The following is a 16,676-nucleotide window of genomic DNA, read 5'->3' as shown; positions in this document are numbered from 1 at the left end:
GCGCCGGACACCGGCGCGGCCCCGGGACCTGTGGGGCGGTCCGGTCAGTCGGCGGGGTCTTCCGCGGCCCGCCGGCCGCCGGCGCGCCGGTCGGGCAGGAACACGCCCAGCGCCCAGTGGACCAGCAGCGCGCTGACGAGCCCGACCAGCCAGCCGTAGTCGGCCAGCGGGGCCAGGACCGGGATCAGGCCGTCGGCGGGGAAGGGGCCCGAGCCCTCGGGGGAGTGCGATCCGCCCACGGCGAGCACTGTGCCGATCCCGAACGCCGCGAGGGCGCGCCAGTTCCACCCGTGCGCGTACCAGTACTCCGAGCCGCGCTCGTACAGCGCGGCCAGGTTCATCCTGGTGCGGCGCAGCAGCCAGTAGTCGGCGAGCAGGATGCCCGCCACCGTGCCGAGGACGCCGCCCACGGTGCCGAGCCAGGTGAAGATGTACACGTTCTCGTTCTCCAGCAGCCTCCACGGGAAGATGAGGACGCTGAGGAAGCACGTGATGACCGCTCCGGTGCGGAAGCTGATCAGCCTCGGCCTCAGGTTGGCCAGGTCGTAGGCGGGGCCGACCAGGTTCGCGGCGATGTTGGTGGACACCGTCGCGAGCAGCACGACGAAGACCGCGAAGAGCAGGCCGAGCCCGCTGCCCATCTGCGCGACGATGTCGATCGGGTTCCACAGCGGCTCGCCGTACACGGAGGCGGTGCCCGCCGTGACCATCACGGCCAGCAGGGAGAACAGCGTCATCGTGGTGGGCAGGCCGAGCGTCTGGCCCACGACCTGGGCCCGCTGCGACGCGGAGAACCGGGTGAAGTCGCTGATGTTCAGGGTCAGGGTCGCCCAGTAGCCGATGACGCCCATGAGGGACGGGAAGAACAGCGCCCAGAAGGACGGGCCCCAGTCCAGGGCCTCACCGGAGTCCAGGGAGAGCATCGGGGCGACGCCGCCCGCCTCGACGGCCATCCACGCCAGCAGGGCCAGGCCTCCGACGACCATCAGCGGCGCGGCCCACACCTGGACGCGGCGCACGCCCTCCATGCCCCACAGGATGATCGCGAGCTGGGCCGCCCAGAACAGGCCGAAGGACAGCCACAGGGTCCACGGGTTGCCGCCGACCTGCGCGGCGCCGGTCCACCCGTCGCCGAGCAGGCGACCGACGAGGACGTACACGCCCTGGCCGCCGACCCATGTCTGGATGCCGTACCAGCCGCACGCTACCGCGCCGCGCAGCAGCGCGGGCAGGTTGGCGCCGCGCAGGCCGAAGGAGGCACGGGCGAACACCGGGAACGGGATGCCGTACTTGGCTCCGGCGTGGCCGGTCAGCACCATCGGCAGCAGCACGACGAGGTTGCCGAGGACGACGGCGAGCATCGCCTGCCGCCAGTCCATGCCGGCCGCGATCAGGCCGCTGGCCAGGGTCCACGCCGGGATGCTGACCGACATGCTCACCCACAGGGCGGTGAAGCTGCCGGTGCCCCAGTCGCGCCGGGAGATCGGGACCGGCTGGAGGTCGGCGTTGACGAAGGGGCTCTCGGGGAGGGCGGAGCCCTCCGCCAGGGACACGCGTCCGTCGGGATGGGTGACGACGGCGGATTCCGGGGACGGCGGGGCTTGGGTCACGGGACACCTGGTTTCGGTGGTGCTGGGTGGGGAGCGGGGTGGGGGAGCGGCGCCGGGTCCACGGGGGCGGAGCCCGGCAGTATGCACGGAAAGTCCGGATTGTGCATAGGCCACCGAATATCCTCGCACGTCACCCGGGGTGCGACGACGTCTCCCCGCGTGCCTCGGGAACCGGGCCCCGCAAGGCGCCGGAACGGCATGCGGGCGCCTGCGCGCGGCCCGGACGGGGTGGCCGGGCCGCGCCCCGGGGACGCCGTCCGCCTCCCCGCGGCCCGCCCGGCCAGGTGCTCCCGGGCCTCAGGAGAGGGCGGGGACCACGTCGCGGCCGTAGGCCTCGACGACCCCGTCCACGTCGTCGTGCATCGCGTAGACCGCGAACTGGTCCACACCGGCGCTCCGCAGCCGTTCGAGCTTGGCGACGTGCTCCTCGACCGGGCCCACCAGGCAGAACCGGTCCACGATCGCGTCCGGGACGAACCGGGTGTCGGGGTTGTCCACCCGGCCGTGGTGGCTGTAGTCGTACCCCTCGCGGGCCCGGATGTAGTCGGTCAGCTCCTGCGGTACGGCGCCGGACTCGCCGTACCGCGCGACCAGGTCGGCGACGTGGTTGCCGACCATCCCGCCGAACCACCGGCACTGCTCGCGCGCGTGCGCCAGCGCCTCCGGGGAGCCGTCGGTCACGTAGGCGGGGGCCGCCACGCACACCTTCACCGACGCGGGGTCGCGCCCGGCGCCGGCCGCGGCCGCCCGCACCGCCGCGACCATCCACTCGGTCAGGTACGGGTCGGCCAGCTGGAGGACGAACCCGTCGGCCCGGCGCCCCGCCAGGTCCAGCGCCTTGGGACCGTAGGCGCCCATCCACACGGGCAGGGAGCCGCCGCGGACCCACGGCAGGCGCATGGGCGTGCCGTCCACCTCCGCCTCCCGGCCCTCGGCCAGGTCCTTGATCGCCCCCATCGCGAGGGAGAGGCGGTCGAGCGTCGCGGGCCTGCGCCCCGCCACCCGCATCGCCGAGTCGCCCCGGCCGATCCCGCACACCGTCCGGTTCCCGAACATGTCGTTCAGGGTGGCGAACAGCGACGCGGTCACCTCCCACGCGCGTGTGCCCGGGTTGGTCACCATCGGTCCCACGACCAGGCGCTCGGTGCGCTCCAGGATGCGGCTGTAGATGACGAACGGCTCCTGCCAGAGCACGACCGAGTCGAAGGTCCACCCGTGGGTGAAGCCGTAGGCCTCGGCGCGCACCATCCGCTCGACCAGCAGGTCGGCGGGCGGGTCGGTCTGGAGGACGAGTCCGAAGTCCATGTCGTGTCCCCTCGGGCGGTCAGATCAGGTACTGGCAGGTGGAGCGGGGCACGTACCGGCCGTGGCCGGCCTCACCCAGGTAGGCGCCGCCGTCCACGACGACGCGGCCGCGCGAGAGGACCGTGCGCGCCCTCCCGGTGACCCGTCTGCCCTCGTACGCCGAGTAGTCCACGTTCATGTGGTGGGTCGCGGCCGACAGGACATGCTCCGCGCGCGGGTCGTAGACGACGATGTCGGCGTCCGCGCCGGGCGAGATCGTGCCCTTGGACGGGTAGAGGCCGAACATGCGGGCCGGGGTGGCGCAGGCGATCTCGATCCACCTGCGCCGGTCGATGCGGCCCTCCACCACCGCCTGGTGCAGCAGGTCCATCCTGTGCTCCACCCCGGGCATGCCGTTGGGGATCTTGGAGAAGTCGCCGACGCCCAGGTCCTTCTGCCCGCTGAAACAGAACGGGCAGTGGTCGGTGGAGACGACGGACAGGTCGTTCGTGCGCAGGGCCCGCCACAGGTGCTCCTGGTGCTCCCGCGGGCGCAGCGGCGTGGAGCACACGTACTTGGCGCCCTCGAAGCCCGGCTCGGCCAGGTTGTCGGTGGACAGGAACAGGTACTGCGGGCAGGTCTCCCCGAACACGTTGAGGCCCATGTCGCGGGCCCGGACCAGTTCCTCCACGGCCTCCCGGGCGGACACGTGCACCACGTACAGGGGCGATCCGGCGACGCGGGCGAGCTGGACGGCGCGGTGGGTGGCCTCCGACTCCAGCAGGGCCTTGCGCACCTCCCCGTGGTGGCGGGGGTCGGTCCTGCCCTCGGCGAGGGCCTGCTCGACCAGCACGTCGATGGCGATGCCGTTCTCGGCGTGCACCATGGTCAGCGCGCCGTTGGACGCGCCGCGCTGCATGGCGCGGAGGATCTGGCCGTCGTCGCTGTAGAACACGCCGGGATAGGCCATGAACAGCTTGAACGAGGTCACGCCCTCGTCCACCAGGGCGTCCGTCTCCCTCAGGGAGGACTCGTCGACGTCGGACAGGATCGCGTGGAAGGCGTAGTCGATCGCACACCTCCCCTCGGCCTTGGCCATCCACTCGTCCACCCCGGCGCGTACGGACCGCCCCCGGCCCTGGACGGCGAAGTCGACGATGGTGGTGGTTCCGCCCCAGGCGGCGGCGCGGGTGCCCGTCTCGAAGGTGTCGGCCGAGTAGGTGCCGCCGAAGGGCATCTCCATGTGGGTGTGGCCGTCGACCCCGCCCGGGACCACGTAGTGGCCGGCGGCGTCGACGGTGCGGGCTCCGCTCTCGGCCCAGGAGCGTGCGGTTTCGCTGCCGCGCAGGGCGAGGGCGGCGATCCGCTCCCCCTCGACGAGGACGTCGGCCTCCACCTCCTCGGAGGCGGTGACGACCAGGCCGCCGCTGATGACGGTGCGTTCCACGGCTCTTCTCCCCCTCTCAGCCCTCGACCAGCGGACCGTAGGCGTCCGGGCGGCGGTCCCGGTAGAACGCCCACTGCTGCCGGACCCGGTCGACCAGGTCGAGGTCGAGGTCGCGGACGACCAGCTCCGGTGAGGTGTCCGAGGCGACATCGCCGACGAACTGCCCGCGCGGGTCGACGAAGTAGCTGGTTCCGTAGAAGTCGTTGTCGCCGTACTCCTCCACGCCCACGCGGTTGATGGCGGCGACGAAGTACGCGTTGGCCACCGCGGCGGCCGGCTGTTCGAGCTTCCACAGGTGGCCGGAGAGGCCGCGGCTGGTCGCGGACGGGTTGTACACCAGCTGCGCCCCGGCCAGGCCGAGCGCCCGCCATCCCTCCGGGAAGTGGCGGTCGTAGCAGATGTAGACCCCGACGCGGCCGACGGCGGTGTCGAACACGGGCCAGCCGAGGTTGCCGGGACGGAAGTAGTACTTCTCCCAGAAGCCCTCGACCTGCGGGATGTGGTGCTTGCGGTACTTGCCGAGGTAGGAGCCGTCCGCGTCGACGACGGCGGCGGTGTTGTAGTAGAAGCCGGGCTTCTCGACCTCGAAGACCGGCAGCACCATCACGGTGCCCAGCTCCCGGGCCAGGGCCGCGAACCGGGTGACGGTGGGGCCGTCGGGGACGGGCTCCGCCCAGCGGTGGTGCTCCGCCTCCTGCACCTGGCAGAAGTAGGGCGCGTTGAACACCTCTTGGAAACCGATGATCCGGGCGCCCTGCGCCGCCGCGTCGCGCGCGTACTCCTCGTGGGCCGCGAGCACGGACTCGGTGTCGCCCGTCCATTCCGTCTGGACGAGCGCGGCGCGGACGTTGTGCGGCATGGTTCCCTCGCTCCTCGGCTGGTGGGCCCGCGTACTCCCTGCTCGCGCCGGTGGTCGTGCGGTGGGCGCGGCGGGCGGTGCGCGTGAGAGTCGCACCTTAGAGAAGAGGGGAACGGGGGGTCAACGTTCGACATCCCCGTTCATGTGATAAGTCGGTGTTTCCGTTTTTCTCATCGTGCACAACAGGGGCGTAATGGCATTTCCGGGTGAAAACAATTCGGAGGAAAACACAGGTTTCGCGCCGTTTTCCCGAGAAAATTCAGAGAACCGCACATGTCTCCGGCGGACACGGCGAGGGGCCGCCGGAAGGGATTCCGACGGCCCCGTTCACGCTCGGCCCCGTACCCGGGGGGAGGGTGCGGGTCAGGGACTGAGCTCGACCTCGATCTCGTCCCCGCCGTACGTCTCCGAGCTCAGCCCGATGTGGGTGATGTCGGCGGCCGCGGGCACGTCGAAGACGATGCTCAGGCTCACCGGGGTGCCGTCGCTGGGCAGCTCGCTCCACATGGAGTCGCCGAGCGTGCCGGTGGCGTCGTAGTCCTCCTCGAACTGCTCGCCGGAGGACGTGTACAGGTGCTGCTCGTCGCGCCAGAACGTGTCGGTGCCGGCGTAGGCCACGTCGAGGTGCACGATGACGTACTCGCCGTCGGCGGTGTAACCGCCGACCTCGTCGGTGACCTCGGTGCCGGTGATCGTGTAGAGGATGCCGTTGTGCTCGACGGTCTCGCCGGTACCGCCGCCGGACTCGCCCGAGCCCTCGCTGGGGCTCTCGGTCGTGACCGTCGTGGAGGTGCCGCCCGACTCGTCCCTGTCGTTGAAGACGAAGGCGATGAGCACCACGAGGATGACGCCGATGACGAACAGGCCGCCGCAGCCCAGGCCGACCCACAGCCACGGGGAGCTCTTCTTCGGCCCCTGCGGGCCGGGGCCGTAGGGGGGCTGGGGGCCGCCGGGGCCGTAGGGCCCGCCCGGTCCGCCGGGGTGGCCGTACGGGCCTCCGCCGGGAGGGCCGTAGGGGTCGCCGCCGGGGGGACCGTACGGGTCGCCGCCGGGAGGGCCGTAGGGTCCGGACGGGTCACCGCCGGGGGGACCGTAGGGGTCACCCCCGGGAGGGCCGTAGGGCCCGGAGGGGTAGCCGTCGGACGGGCCGCCGGGGCCGTAGGGCCCACCCGGCGGGGGAGGGCCCATGGGCGGCTGGCCACCGGTCGGAGGTCCCTGGTACGGGCCGTTCGGGGGAGGAGGCTGACTCATGGAGGTCCTGGCTTTCTGCTGCGGGCGGGTCGGGAGGCGGCCGGGCCGTCTTGCCCGTGCTGAGTGTGACGCCGGCCGGAGGCCGACAGTTCCAGACGCGTTCGACTGCCTACTGTGGGGGCATGGCACGACTTCTCATCGTTCACCACACGGTCTCACCCGCCACCCGGGAGATGTTGGGGGCCGTGCTCGACGGTGCCCGCGACGACGATATCGAAGGGGTGGAGGTGCGGTCGAAGGCGGCACTGTCCGCGACCGTCAGCGACCTGCTCGGGGCCGACGCGCTGGTCCTGGGGACCCCGGCCAACATCGGCTACATGTCCGGTGCGCTCAAGCACTTCTTCGACACGGTGTTCTACCCGGCCCAAGGGGAGACAGAGGGGCTGCCCTACTCCCTCTACGTGCACGGGGACAACGACACCGCCGGAGCCGTCCGCGCGGTGGAGTCCATCGCGAAGGGCATCGGATGGGAGCGCCACCGGCCCCCGGTCACCGTCCACGGCAGCCCCGACGCCGCCGCCCGCGAGGCATGCTGGGAGCTGGGCGCCGTCACCGCCCTCGCCGCCCAGGAGAGGGGCTGACCCGGGGACCGGCCGCGTCCTTCCGCACGAGGGGCCGGGCCGTCCCACGCCCGGACCGGACGTGCGACGGCCGGCGGCCCGACCGGAACGCCGGACGCCCCTCCCGGCTCCTGTCGGAAAAGGGGCGGTAAGTCTGGGTAAGGGGTTGGCCTGCGCGGGGACCGGGGCGGCGTGGCGACCCCGTGGAAGCCCGCCCCCGGGACAGGATGGACCCGGTCGCGGGCCGACGTGCGAACGTCCGGTTCGGCGTCCGCCCCCGCACAGACCCACCGCGTGGCCGCCCACTGGCCCACAGTTCCAGGCCGCGCGGTGTCCACTCCACGGGAGGGCGCGCCGGGGCCGCCCCGGCCCCGCGCCCCCGGGGGGCGGCGCGGCGTCAGTAACCGCGCCAGGCGCCCTGGTGGTAGGCCATCACCCGGGGGTGCATCAGGGTCGACTCCTCGGCGTCGCTCCCGCGCCGGTCCCTCGGGAAGACCTGCGCCGCGTCCAGCAGCGGCTCGTCCAGGAACCGCAGCGGGGGAGCGTCGTCCGGCACGTCCAGCTCGGGCGCCGGCCCCACGGCCGCCAGGTAGAACCCCCAGTTCCCGAAACTCGGCACGTCCACGTTGTACGGGGTGGTCGAGAACCCCGCCTCCTCCAGCGAGCGGTCCACGCTCCAGAAGGCGTCGGGCGCGAAGAACGGCGAACCCGCCTGCACCACCAGGCGGCCGTCGTCGGCGAGGGCGTGCCGCAGGAGCGAGTAGAACTCCACCGAGTACAGCTTGGACGTGGAGGTGTCGTCGCCGTCCGGCAGGTCGGCGACGACCACGTCGAAGCCCTCCCCGTTCTCCCGCAGCCACTGGAAGGCGTCGGTGTTGACCACCTCCACCCTCGGGTCCTCGAACGAGTCCCCGTTCAGCTCCGTGATCACCGGGTCCGTGGACGCCAGCTCGATCACCGCCGGGTCCAGGTCCACCAGCGTCACCGAGGACACGTCGTCGTAGGCCAGGACCTCCCGCAGGGCGAGGCCGTCCCCGCCCCCCAGGACCAGCACGTTTCCGTGCGGGCCGTCCATCGCGGGGTGGATCAGCGACTCGTGGTAGCGGTACTCGTCCAGGGTCGAGAACTGGAGGCTCCCGTTGAGGAACATGCGCACGTCCTCGCCGTCCAGAGAGCGCGTGAGCACGATCTCCTGGTACTCGGAGCGCTCCGCGTGCACGATCGGGTCCCGGTACAGCGCCTGGCGGGCGTCCACCTCGAACCGGTCGGCGTACATGTAGGCCAGGCCGAGCACCGCGATGATGGCGGCCAGGCCGAGGCCCAGCCCCGCGTAGGCGCGCCGGGTCAGCTCCGAGCGGAACAGCCAGAGCACCACCGCGACGCCCACCACCGCGTTCAGCGCCCCCACCACCAGCGCGCCCCGGGGCAGGCCCAGCAGGGGCAGCAGCAGGAACGGGAAGGCCAGCCCGCCGATCAGCCCGCCCACGTAGTCGGCCGCGAACAGGTCCGCGACCGCCTCCGAGGCCTCCTGCCTGCGGATCCTCTGGATCAGCGTCATCAGCAGGGGGATCTCCATGCCGATGAGCAGGCCGATGACGAACGACAGCACCACCAGGGCGGGCTGGTAGGCGGAGAACCAGGCGAAGGCCCCGTACAGCAGGAGCACCGACAGGCCGCCGACCAGGGAGAGCAGGCCCTCGATCACCGCGAACGACACCGCGGGACTGGCCTGGAAGCGCTTGGACAGCAGCGACCCCACGCCCATGGCGAACACCATCACGGACAGCACCACGGAGGCCTGGGTGATGGTGTTTCCCAGCAGGTAGCTGCCGATGGCGACGAGCGCCAGCTCGTACACCAGGCCGCAGGCCGCGCAGATGAACACCGCCAGCAGTACCAGGAACCTGGCGGCCCTGGCGGGGACCGGGAGTCCTGGCCGGGCGCGGGTCGTGTTCTCAGTCAACGCGGATGCCTTCGTGTGGTGGTGGTGCGGGCGGGGCGGTGGCCGGGGTCAGGGGCCCTGCGCTCCCGGGGGCGTCAGGTGAGGGCGGCGGCCACGACGAGCGCGATCGACACGTGCGCGGTGGCGCTCACCCAGGTGGCCGGGTGCGGCTCGTCGTTGCTGATGATCTGGGCGATCTTGGCCGGGATGATGAGGTCGATCAGCAGGAACGACAGGGCCATGACGCCCAGGCCGATCACACCGTAGACCGCGGCCGAGAGCAGGCCGGCGCCCAGGCCCATCTCCGAGTCGCTGGACAGGATCGCCGACGTGACGATGATGGCCGAGCCCAGCGTGTTCGCGGACACGAGCAGCACGGCGTTGCGGTTGCGGTTCTCCCAGATCAGCTGGTGCAGCTTGCCGGGGGTGAGCAGGTCGGTGATCAGGTAGCCCGCCACGAGGATGGCGATACCCACACCGCCGTAGGCGAGGGCTGCGAGGGAGTTGAAGAGGATCTCGTTCATGGTCCTGTCCGTGTAGGGGGTGACGTCGTCGGGTTGTCGGTCGCGGGGCTCCCGGGGGCGCGGGGACTACTTGCCGAAGCTGCTGCCGCCGCCGCGGTAGCTGCTGCCGCTGCCGTTGTCGTTCCGGTAGTTGTTGCTGCCGCTGTTGTAGCTGCTGCTGTTGTCGTTCCGGTAGCCGCCGCCGGTTCCGCCGAAGAAGAAGAAACCGCCGCCACCGCCGGAGCCCGACGAGGACCCCTCGCAGTCGTCGTCGTCATAGCCCTCCACGGCGACGACGTCGTCGTCGGGGCAGTAGTTGTTGCTGTTGTTGTTGCAGGCGCTCAGCAGGATGAGGATCAGGAGGATGACGCCGACGACGACGACCACCGTGATGATCTTGTTCCTGTTCTCGTGGGTTTCCTCGTGTGCGTTCATGGTGCGGATCTCTCCGGACTGGGGGGAGTGGTCATCGTCGAGGTGGTCGTCACCAGTTCGCCTGTCTGCGGATAGGCGTGCCAGGTGCGCCAGCCGAGGGGAGAACCGCCGAGAGGGGTCAGGTGCAGGGCGGTGATCGCCAGGGGGTCGCCGGGGAAGGCGACGAGGAGTCCGCCGGGGGAATCGGCCACCTCGCGGTGGAGCCGTTCCACGCGGTCGGCCAGTTCGTCGCGCGCGAGGGACTCCACGAGGGAGTTGAAACGGTAGCCGCCCCGGTCCGGGCGTTCCGCGCGTCCGGGGAGCCCGCCCGGCAGGCCGGGCAGGCAGGCGACCGTCTCCACCAGGGCTCCTCCGCCGGAATCCGGCGCGACGACGACCTGGTGCGAGGCCCCCAGCACGCGCAGTTCGACCCGGGCGCCCGCCACCCGGAGGGAGCGGGAGGCCAGCGGCTCGGTCGGCGGATGCCCCAGGGTCCAGACCAGGTCGTCCGCGCCGGTGTCGACGAAGGGGGCGCTGATGCTCGCGCGCACGTGCGGATCAGCTCCCGGGGTAGATGGTGAACGTGCCGGGGGCGACCTTGGTGCCGGTGCTGGCCTCCCAGCCGCCGTGGTCGAACCGCTCGAACGACAGGAGCCTGCCGTCCGAGGACTCGTAGTCGGCGTAGTCGAGGCCGCCCTGCGCCTTGAGGCCTGTGGTGCCCTCGGAGCGGTAGGAGCCGCTGCCCTTCTCCTGGAGGCGGTAGGTGACGCCCTCCAGTTCGATGGTCTTGCTGTGCGGGGTCAGATCCAGGTCCGGGCGTCCGGACCACAGGGCGAGCTCCACGTCCGGATCCTCCTCGACCGAGAGCCAGCGCTTGCCGCCCTCGACCTCCAGGAAGTGCTCGGACCAGACGTAGCCGCCCTCGGACAGGCGCAGGGTGCCGCGGATCCACGTCCGCTCGGCGCCCCAGTCGATCATGTCGCCGGCCTTGATGGAGCGGGGGTCCCCGGCGGCGCTGTCGCCCTGGTCGGCGAAGGGGTCCCGGGGCGCCGCGGGCGGCGGGGGCGCCGCCTGCCGCTGTTTGGAGCGCTGGAGGTAGATCAGGACGCCGGCCACGGCGGCGACGATGAGGAGGATGAACAGCAGAACGAGTTCGACGGACAAGGTTCCTCGTTTCGCGGTGGAGCGGGGTGCGGGGGCGGGTTGTCGGTTGTGCCCCGGCCGCGTCGTTCCCCGGGCGGGGCAATCCTACTGACGGGTCGGACGCCGCACAGGGGGCGCCGGTTCCTTCCGAGACCGGATCGCGACAGGTCACGACGGTGCGTGGTCGGTCCGGGACGGCGCCGGCCGCCCGCGGGGCGGGCCGCCGGGACCGGACGGCCCGTCAGGCGCGGGGGTCGCCGGTCTCCGCGGGGAGCGAGTCGTCCCCGCCCCACCGGCTCCAGGATCCCGGGTACAGGCGGGCGCCGGCGTACCCCGCGTGTTCGAGGGCCAGCAGGTCGTGGCACGCGGTGACCCCCGAACCGCAGTACGCGGTGATAGTCCTGGCGGAGTCGGCGCCCAGGGAGGCGAAGCGCTCGCGCAGGACCTCCGGTGCGGCGAGGAGGCCGTCGCCGTCCAGGTTCGCCGTCCACTCGGCGCTGCGGGCGCCCGGTACGTGCCCGGGGCGGGCGTCCACCGGCGCGGGCCGCTCGCCGGTGAAGCGGGCGTAGGCGCGGGCGTCGACGAGCAGGTCGCCGGGTTCACCGGTCTCCGCCAGGACGGTGTCGGTGTCCACCACCAGTTCGGAGGGCCAGGGCCGCGCCGTCCGGTGCACGGGCAAAGGTACGGTCTCCCCCTCCTCCAGGCCGCCGGTCCACGTCCGCATGCCTCCGTCGAGGAACGCGGCAGGGGTTCCCAGGGCGCGGAGCATCCACACCAGGCGGGCGGCCACGGAACCCCCGGCGTCGTCGTAGGCGACCACCCGGGCGGAGTCCCCGACGCCGAGGCGGCCCAGCGCCTCGGCGAAGTCCTCGGGCGAGGGCAGCGGGTGGCGGCCGACCCCGGGGCCAGCCGGGGCGGCGAGGTCGGTGTCCACGTCGGCGAAGACGGCGCCGGGCAGGTGCCCGGCGCGGTAGGCGTCACGGCCGGAACGGCCGTCGAGGTACCAGCGGGAGTCGACGAGGACCACCTGGTCGCGGTGCTCGCGGAGCCAGTCGGCCGACACGGCCACCGGGAGGGACGAGGGTTCTGACATGGGCGACAGCCTAACCGGCCGCCGCCCGCCGCACACGGAACCGGGTCCCCGTCCCGGGGGCGGGACCGGCCCGGTCAGTCCCGGTCCATGCGGTGCACCCGCAGGATCCACCACAGCCCCAGGGCCGGCAGCACGAGCGGGATGAACAGGTAGCCGCTGCCGAAGCCGGACCACACGGTGTCCTCGGGGAAGACGGACGGCCAGAACACGCTCGCCGTCCCCACCACGAGGACGCCCGCCATCTCGACGGCGCACGAGACCAGGGCGACCCGGCGCGAGGTCCGCCCCGCACGGGCCAGGCCCACCGCCGCCACCAGGTAGACGATCCCGGCGAACAGCGACAGCGCGTAGGCCGCGGGCGCCTCGTCGAACCGCGTGGCCAGCTGGTAGCTCCCGCGGGCGGTCGCGGCCAGCGCGAACACCCCGTACACGGCGACGAGGAGCCGGCCGGGGCCGGTGCGCAGGGTCTTGGCCGCGGTGGGCGCGGACGTCTCAGGCAACGGGGCTCCAGAGCTGTTCCAGGCGGACGAACAGGACGGGCAGGATCAGGCACGCGAAGGCGATCACCGCGGGGCCCCACTTGCTCCGCTCCATGAAGCCCCACACGGCGCACGCGGGCGGCAGCAGCGCCACCGTCGCCAGGTAGGACACGTACATCGCCGTCTCGGCGGGGCGGTCGCCGCCGACCATGGCGGCCACGGAGGCGCCCACCTGTCCGAGCACGAGCAGCCACAGGACGCCCATGCCGACCAGGTGGGGGACCACCATCGGCCGGTCGCGGAAGGTCGAGACGAGGCACCAGCCGGCCATCGCCAGCGACACCATCTGAATCGTCATGGTCAGCCAGTCGACCACGCCGCCTCCGCTCGCACTCCGCCGCGTCCGCCCATGTCAGCGGTCCGCACACCACACTTGTCTACGACACAGCGTAGTACTCCGGTCGGCCCCCGTGCCAACCGGGGAGCCCGAACGGGCGGGGACGCCGTGCCGGTCGGCACGACGCCCCCGCCCCGGGCGCCGATCGCTGACCACATCCGGCCGTCTCCCGCGCAACAGGCGCCCCGTGGTCGGTCCGGGGGCTACGGTTCTCCCAACAGCCGCGCACTCCCGCTCAGGGCTCGGTACCCCCGCGGCCCCCGCTCGCCGCTCTGCCCCCACAGACTCGGAGCTCCCCCATGTCCTACGGACCCTATGGACAGTCCGTCCCCCCGCCCCAGCCCCCGAAGCAGGGGATGTCCACCGGAGCGAAGATCGGCCTCGGCTGCGGCGGCTGCGCCGGCGTCCTGCTGATCCTCCTCCTCATGGCCGGCTGCGTCGCCGCCGTCACCTCGGACACCGAGGCAGACGCCCCGCCGCCCGCCGTGAGCGCCACCACCGAGGAGGCCGACGAGGCCTCGGAGGCGGAACCCGCCGAGGAGGAGCCCGCCGAGGAGACCGGCGTGACGATGACGGCCACCCACGCCGGCACCGTCGGCGACACCATCGACAGCACGACCTACACCGCGATCGACGTCGAGGTCGTCAACGACTCGGACGAGCCCGTCGACGTGAACCCGATCAACTTCACGGCCGTCCTCTCCGACGGCACCGTCGTGAGCGACTGGGCCGACACGATCTTCGACCCCATCGACCCCATCGACGCCGTCACCCTCCAGCCCGGCCAGCGGGCCTCCGGGCAGATCGCCCTCGTCGGCGAGGTCGACGTGGCCACCGTCGAGATGGGGGACATCCTCGGCCTGGGCGACCCGGTCGTCGCCGAGGTCGGGTAGGACCCGTACGGGCCCCTGCCGCGCACGCGACCGGGGCCCGTACGCCTCCGACCGGGGCGACCGCCCCCGCCCGAACGGGCGGGGACGCCAGGTCCGCAGCCCGGGCGCTCCCGCGCCGGCACGGTCAGGCCCGGGCCCCCGGCACGAAGCGCGCCCTGACGGAGCGGACCCCGACGCCCACGTACCCGCCCCGGAACCGGGGGTCGGCGGCCGCGGCCACGACCCCGGAGGCGTCCAGGCGGCTGACGCCCACGTGCGTGGGGGAGACCTCGATGCGCAGAGGCACGTACACCGGGTCCGTCGCGGACACGGGCACGGCCGGACCCGTCGCTGTCGCGATGCGGACCCCGGCGCCGTCGGCCGCCGCGTAGAGGTCGAGCGTCCCGTTCGGCCGCAGCAGGACGTTGTAGCAGTCGACGCGGCCGTGGTCGTCGTCGTGGTAGCCCACGTCCGACCCCATGCAGAACTGGACCTGCGCGGACCGGGTGGCGCTCGTCGCCTCCAGGAGGGCGACCCGCACGTCCCACGTCCACGACTCCGGCGGCGCCTCGTGGCTGAGCGAGCCGAGCACGGCAGCGGTGTAGTTCCCCGGCACCCCCGCCTCCATCCGCGCGGGCGCCAGCTCCAGGGCCGAGCCGGTGAGCACGCCCGTGACCGGGTTCACCGGTGAGGGCAGGTGGCCGTGCGGCCAGGTGCCCAGGGCGTACAGGTCCGGGCCCGGCGCGCGTCCGGCCAGGTAGAGGGGGTCGTCGGTGACGATCCCGGCCGCACCGGCCGCGAGCGCGGCGTCCCGCTCGCTGCGCCGGTTGATCGTGTAGACGAGGGGGCGCAGCCCGGCGTCGGCCGCCGCCGCGATGCGTTCGGGCGGGGCGTCCTTGCGCATCCCGTAGTAGTCGAAGCCCTGGTCGGCGAGCTCGCGGGGGTTGCTGCCGCCGGCGGTCTCGATGTACCCGGCCGGGAGCCCGGCGGCGACGGCGCGCAGCCCGGGACGCCGCTGGAACGACTGGACGATCACCGAGCCGGCCAGGTCCCAGCGGAACACGTGGTCCACGATGGCGTCGCCGACGGCGTCGAGCAGGGCCCCGGTCGGGGCGGGCGGGTACTTGGCCTCGATCAGCCAGGCGACCGGGGCACGGGCGAAGCGGGCGAACACCTCGTTGAGGGTGACGGTGGGCACGTCCGGCCACCCGGTCAGCCCGAGCCGGGACGCCGATCGGACGGGCCACCTCTTCACCGCCGTGGCGGTCAGCCCGGCCACGGGCAGGGCGACGCCGTGCGTCCGGCGCAGGGTCGTGTCGTGGCACAGGACCAGCGACCCGTCGGCGGCGAGGTGGACGTCGACCTCGATCAGGTCCGACCCGGCGTCGATCGCCGCCGCCACGGCCTCCAGGGTGTTCTCGGGGGCGGTCGACCGGGCGCCGCGGTGGGCGACGGCCAGCGGCCAGGACAGGTGGTCGATCAGCACGGGCGTCTCCTCAGGGGGTGGGGGCCGCGAACAACCTACGACGCGCGCCCCCGCGGCGGGGCGGCGGGGCGGCGGGGCGCACGGGCGGGGCGCCTTCCCCGCAGCCCACGACGCCCGCGGCGCGACCGGCCCGCGGCGCGACCGGCCGCCGGGCACGGCGGACCGCGGAGCGGACCCGGGGCCGGACCGGCGGGCCCCAGGAGCGGGGCGCGGCAGTGGAGAACCTCACAGGGGCGGGCGGCATCGAACACCGTGCCGCACCGTGTCCGCCACCGGGGTCCGGCCGGATACGTCCGGGGCGCCGGGGCTCCCGCCCGCGTCCGTGTCCGGAACCGGACGGGCCGGGCAGGGGAGCAGCGCGAACGCGATGCGGTCATGTCGGATATTGTCCTCGCAGCCGCACGTGTTCACCCGACGGTGCACGGTGTAGGCGGCGCTTCCCCTTCCACCGCATCGTGCACGAGAGCCGGAGTACCCCCGTGTCCTATCCCCAGTACCCCTCGGGCCCTCAGCAGCCGCCCTACGGCGGCCAGCCTCCCTACGGAGGCCCCACCGGCGGCCAACCTCCCTACGGAGGCCCCACCGGGGGTCAGCCCCCCTACGGCGGGCCCCCCGGCGGTCAGCCGCCCTACGGTGGCCAGCCGCCCTACGACATGCCCCCCGGCGGCCAGCCCCCCTACGGCGAGCCGCCCAAGAAGGGCATGTCCACCGGCGCCAAGGTCGGCATCGGGGTCGGCGGCTGTCTCGGCGTGGTGATCATCGCCATCGTGCTCATGGTCATCGTCGCCTCCCTGTCGGGGGGCGACGAACCGGTCACGCAGCCCACCACGTCCTCCTCCCCGGAGGAGTCGGCGGGCGAGACCGAGTCCCAGCCGACCGAGGAGGAGGCTCCCGTCGAGCAGGGCGGCATCACCGCCAGCGCCACGCAGAGCGGCACCGCCGGCGACGTCATCGACGACACCACCTACACCGTGGTGGACGTCGAGATCACCAACGACTCGTCCGAGGCCCTGGACGTCAACCCGATCTACTTCACCTTCGTGCTGGACGACGGCACGGAGCGCTCCGACTGGGCCGAGACGATCTTCGCCGACATCACCCAGATGGAAGCCGTGTCCGTCGCTCCCGGGGACAGCATCTCCGGGCAGCTCGCCACGGTGGGCGAGGTGACCGTCACCGAGCTCCGGTTCGACCCGAGCTTCGGGATGGAGGAGCCGATCGTCATCCCGGTCGGCTGACCCGACCGGACGAACGGCGGAACGCCCCGGCCGCGCCCGGCGGCTCATCAACCGCCTCCTCGTCGAGATCGCATGCCGCCAGCAGCTCCTCGCCATGG

17 protein-coding genes are annotated in these 16,676 nt (G+C 72.9%); 3 read left to right on the top strand and 14 right to left on the bottom strand.

The features are described 5' to 3' along the window. Positions 1–44: 44 nt before the first annotated feature. From ACWGL3_RS23765 to ACWGL3_RS23745, 5 genes are all read right to left on the bottom strand, one after another. Positions 45–1,610, bottom strand: coding sequence for an NCS1 family nucleobase:cation symporter-1 (locus ACWGL3_RS23765; RefSeq protein WP_267946655.1), 1,566 nt, complete (start codon positions 1,608–1,610; stop codon positions 45–47). 297 nt (positions 1,611–1,907) lie between these two features. Then, entirely contained in the window at positions 1,908–2,915 is a 1,008-nt protein-coding gene (locus ACWGL3_RS23760; RefSeq protein ID WP_267946654.1) for a TIGR03842 family LLM class F420-dependent oxidoreductase, read from the bottom strand. 19 nt (positions 2,916–2,934) lie between these two features. Continuing rightward, positions 2,935–4,341 carry a dihydropyrimidinase gene (hydA, locus tag ACWGL3_RS23755; protein WP_267946653.1) on the bottom strand — a complete coding sequence of 469 codons (1,407 nt, stop codon included), beginning with the start codon at positions 4,339–4,341 and terminating at the stop codon, positions 2,935–2,937. Between the two features lie 16 nt (positions 4,342–4,357). Next, entirely contained in the window at positions 4,358–5,200 is an 843-nt protein-coding gene (locus tag ACWGL3_RS23750) for a nitrilase-related carbon-nitrogen hydrolase (RefSeq protein ID WP_267946652.1), read from the bottom strand. Positions 5,201–5,563: 363 nt separating this feature from the next. Beyond that, positions 5,564–6,451: a hypothetical protein gene (locus ACWGL3_RS23745; protein WP_452461803.1), complete on the bottom strand. Its 888-nt coding sequence runs from the start codon at positions 6,449–6,451 to the stop codon at positions 5,564–5,566. A 122-nt stretch (positions 6,452–6,573) separates the two neighbouring features. Here ACWGL3_RS23745 and ACWGL3_RS23740 point away from each other — a divergent pair, with 122 nt between their 5' ends. Next, positions 6,574–7,032 carry a flavodoxin family protein gene (locus ACWGL3_RS23740; protein ID WP_267946650.1) on the top strand — a complete coding sequence of 153 codons (459 nt, stop codon included), beginning with the start codon at positions 6,574–6,576 and terminating at the stop codon, positions 7,030–7,032. Between the two features lie 376 nt (positions 7,033–7,408). Here ACWGL3_RS23740 and ACWGL3_RS23735 read toward each other — a convergent pair whose 3' ends face one another. The 8 genes from ACWGL3_RS23735 to ACWGL3_RS23700 all read right to left on the bottom strand — a co-directional run bounded on the left by ACWGL3_RS23735 (position 7,409) and on the right by ACWGL3_RS23700 (position 12,961). Continuing rightward, positions 7,409–8,974, bottom strand: a complete 1,566-nt coding sequence (locus tag ACWGL3_RS23735) for a polyamine aminopropyltransferase (protein WP_267946649.1) — start codon at positions 8,972–8,974, stop codon at positions 7,409–7,411. Positions 8,975–9,048: 74 nt separating this feature from the next. Beyond that, a complete protein-coding gene (locus tag ACWGL3_RS23730; protein ID WP_267946648.1) occupies positions 9,049–9,477 on the bottom strand; it encodes a DUF350 domain-containing protein in 429 nt (142 codons plus the stop codon). 66 nt (positions 9,478–9,543) lie between these two features. Further along, positions 9,544–9,891, bottom strand: a complete 348-nt coding sequence (locus ACWGL3_RS23725; RefSeq protein ID WP_267946647.1) for a hypothetical protein — start codon at positions 9,889–9,891, stop codon at positions 9,544–9,546. Continuing rightward, positions 9,888–10,421 carry a DUF2617 family protein gene (locus ACWGL3_RS23720; protein WP_452461802.1) on the bottom strand — a complete coding sequence of 178 codons (534 nt, stop codon included), beginning with the start codon at positions 10,419–10,421 and terminating at the stop codon, positions 9,888–9,890. Before ACWGL3_RS23720 ends, ACWGL3_RS23725 begins: the two co-directional genes overlap by 4 nt. Positions 10,422–10,428: 7 nt before the next feature. Beyond that, positions 10,429–11,034: a DUF4178 domain-containing protein gene (locus ACWGL3_RS23715; protein ID WP_267946645.1), complete on the bottom strand. Its 606-nt coding sequence runs from the start codon at positions 11,032–11,034 to the stop codon at positions 10,429–10,431. Positions 11,035–11,254: 220 nt separating this feature from the next. Further along, a complete protein-coding gene (locus tag ACWGL3_RS23710; RefSeq protein ID WP_267946644.1) occupies positions 11,255–12,106 on the bottom strand; it encodes a sulfurtransferase in 852 nt (283 codons plus the stop codon). Positions 12,107–12,180: 74 nt separating this feature from the next. Further along, positions 12,181–12,606 carry a hypothetical protein gene (locus ACWGL3_RS23705; RefSeq protein ID WP_267946643.1) on the bottom strand — a complete coding sequence of 142 codons (426 nt, stop codon included), beginning with the start codon at positions 12,604–12,606 and terminating at the stop codon, positions 12,181–12,183. Further along, entirely contained in the window at positions 12,599–12,961 is a 363-nt protein-coding gene (locus ACWGL3_RS23700) for a hypothetical protein (protein WP_267946642.1), read from the bottom strand. Before ACWGL3_RS23700 ends, ACWGL3_RS23705 begins: the two co-directional genes overlap by 8 nt. Positions 12,962–13,338: 377 nt before the next feature. Between ACWGL3_RS23700 and ACWGL3_RS23695 the strand changes: the two genes are divergently transcribed. After that, the gene (locus ACWGL3_RS23695) at positions 13,339–13,875 is read left to right on the top strand and encodes a DUF4352 domain-containing protein (protein ID WP_452461801.1); all 537 of its coding nucleotides are present in this window, start codon (positions 13,339–13,341) and stop codon (positions 13,873–13,875) included. A gap of 124 nt (positions 13,876–13,999) precedes the next feature. Here the strand turns inward: ACWGL3_RS23695 and ACWGL3_RS23690 are convergent, their stop codons facing one another. Continuing rightward, positions 14,000–15,340 carry a glycerophosphodiester phosphodiesterase gene (locus ACWGL3_RS23690; RefSeq protein ID WP_267946640.1) on the bottom strand — a complete coding sequence of 447 codons (1,341 nt, stop codon included), beginning with the start codon at positions 15,338–15,340 and terminating at the stop codon, positions 14,000–14,002. Positions 15,341–15,819: 479 nt separating this feature from the next. Here ACWGL3_RS23690 and ACWGL3_RS23685 point away from each other — a divergent pair, with 479 nt between their 5' ends. Further along, positions 15,820–16,578: a DUF4352 domain-containing protein gene (locus ACWGL3_RS23685; RefSeq protein ID WP_452461800.1), complete on the top strand. Its 759-nt coding sequence runs from the start codon at positions 15,820–15,822 to the stop codon at positions 16,576–16,578. Positions 16,579–16,676: the final 98 nt, after the last annotated feature.

It is taken from the genome of Nocardiopsis sp. NPDC055824 (assembly GCF_053616335.1).
Note: the sequence above shows the minus strand (reverse complement) of the source record. Positions and strands in the feature narration are given on the sequence as shown.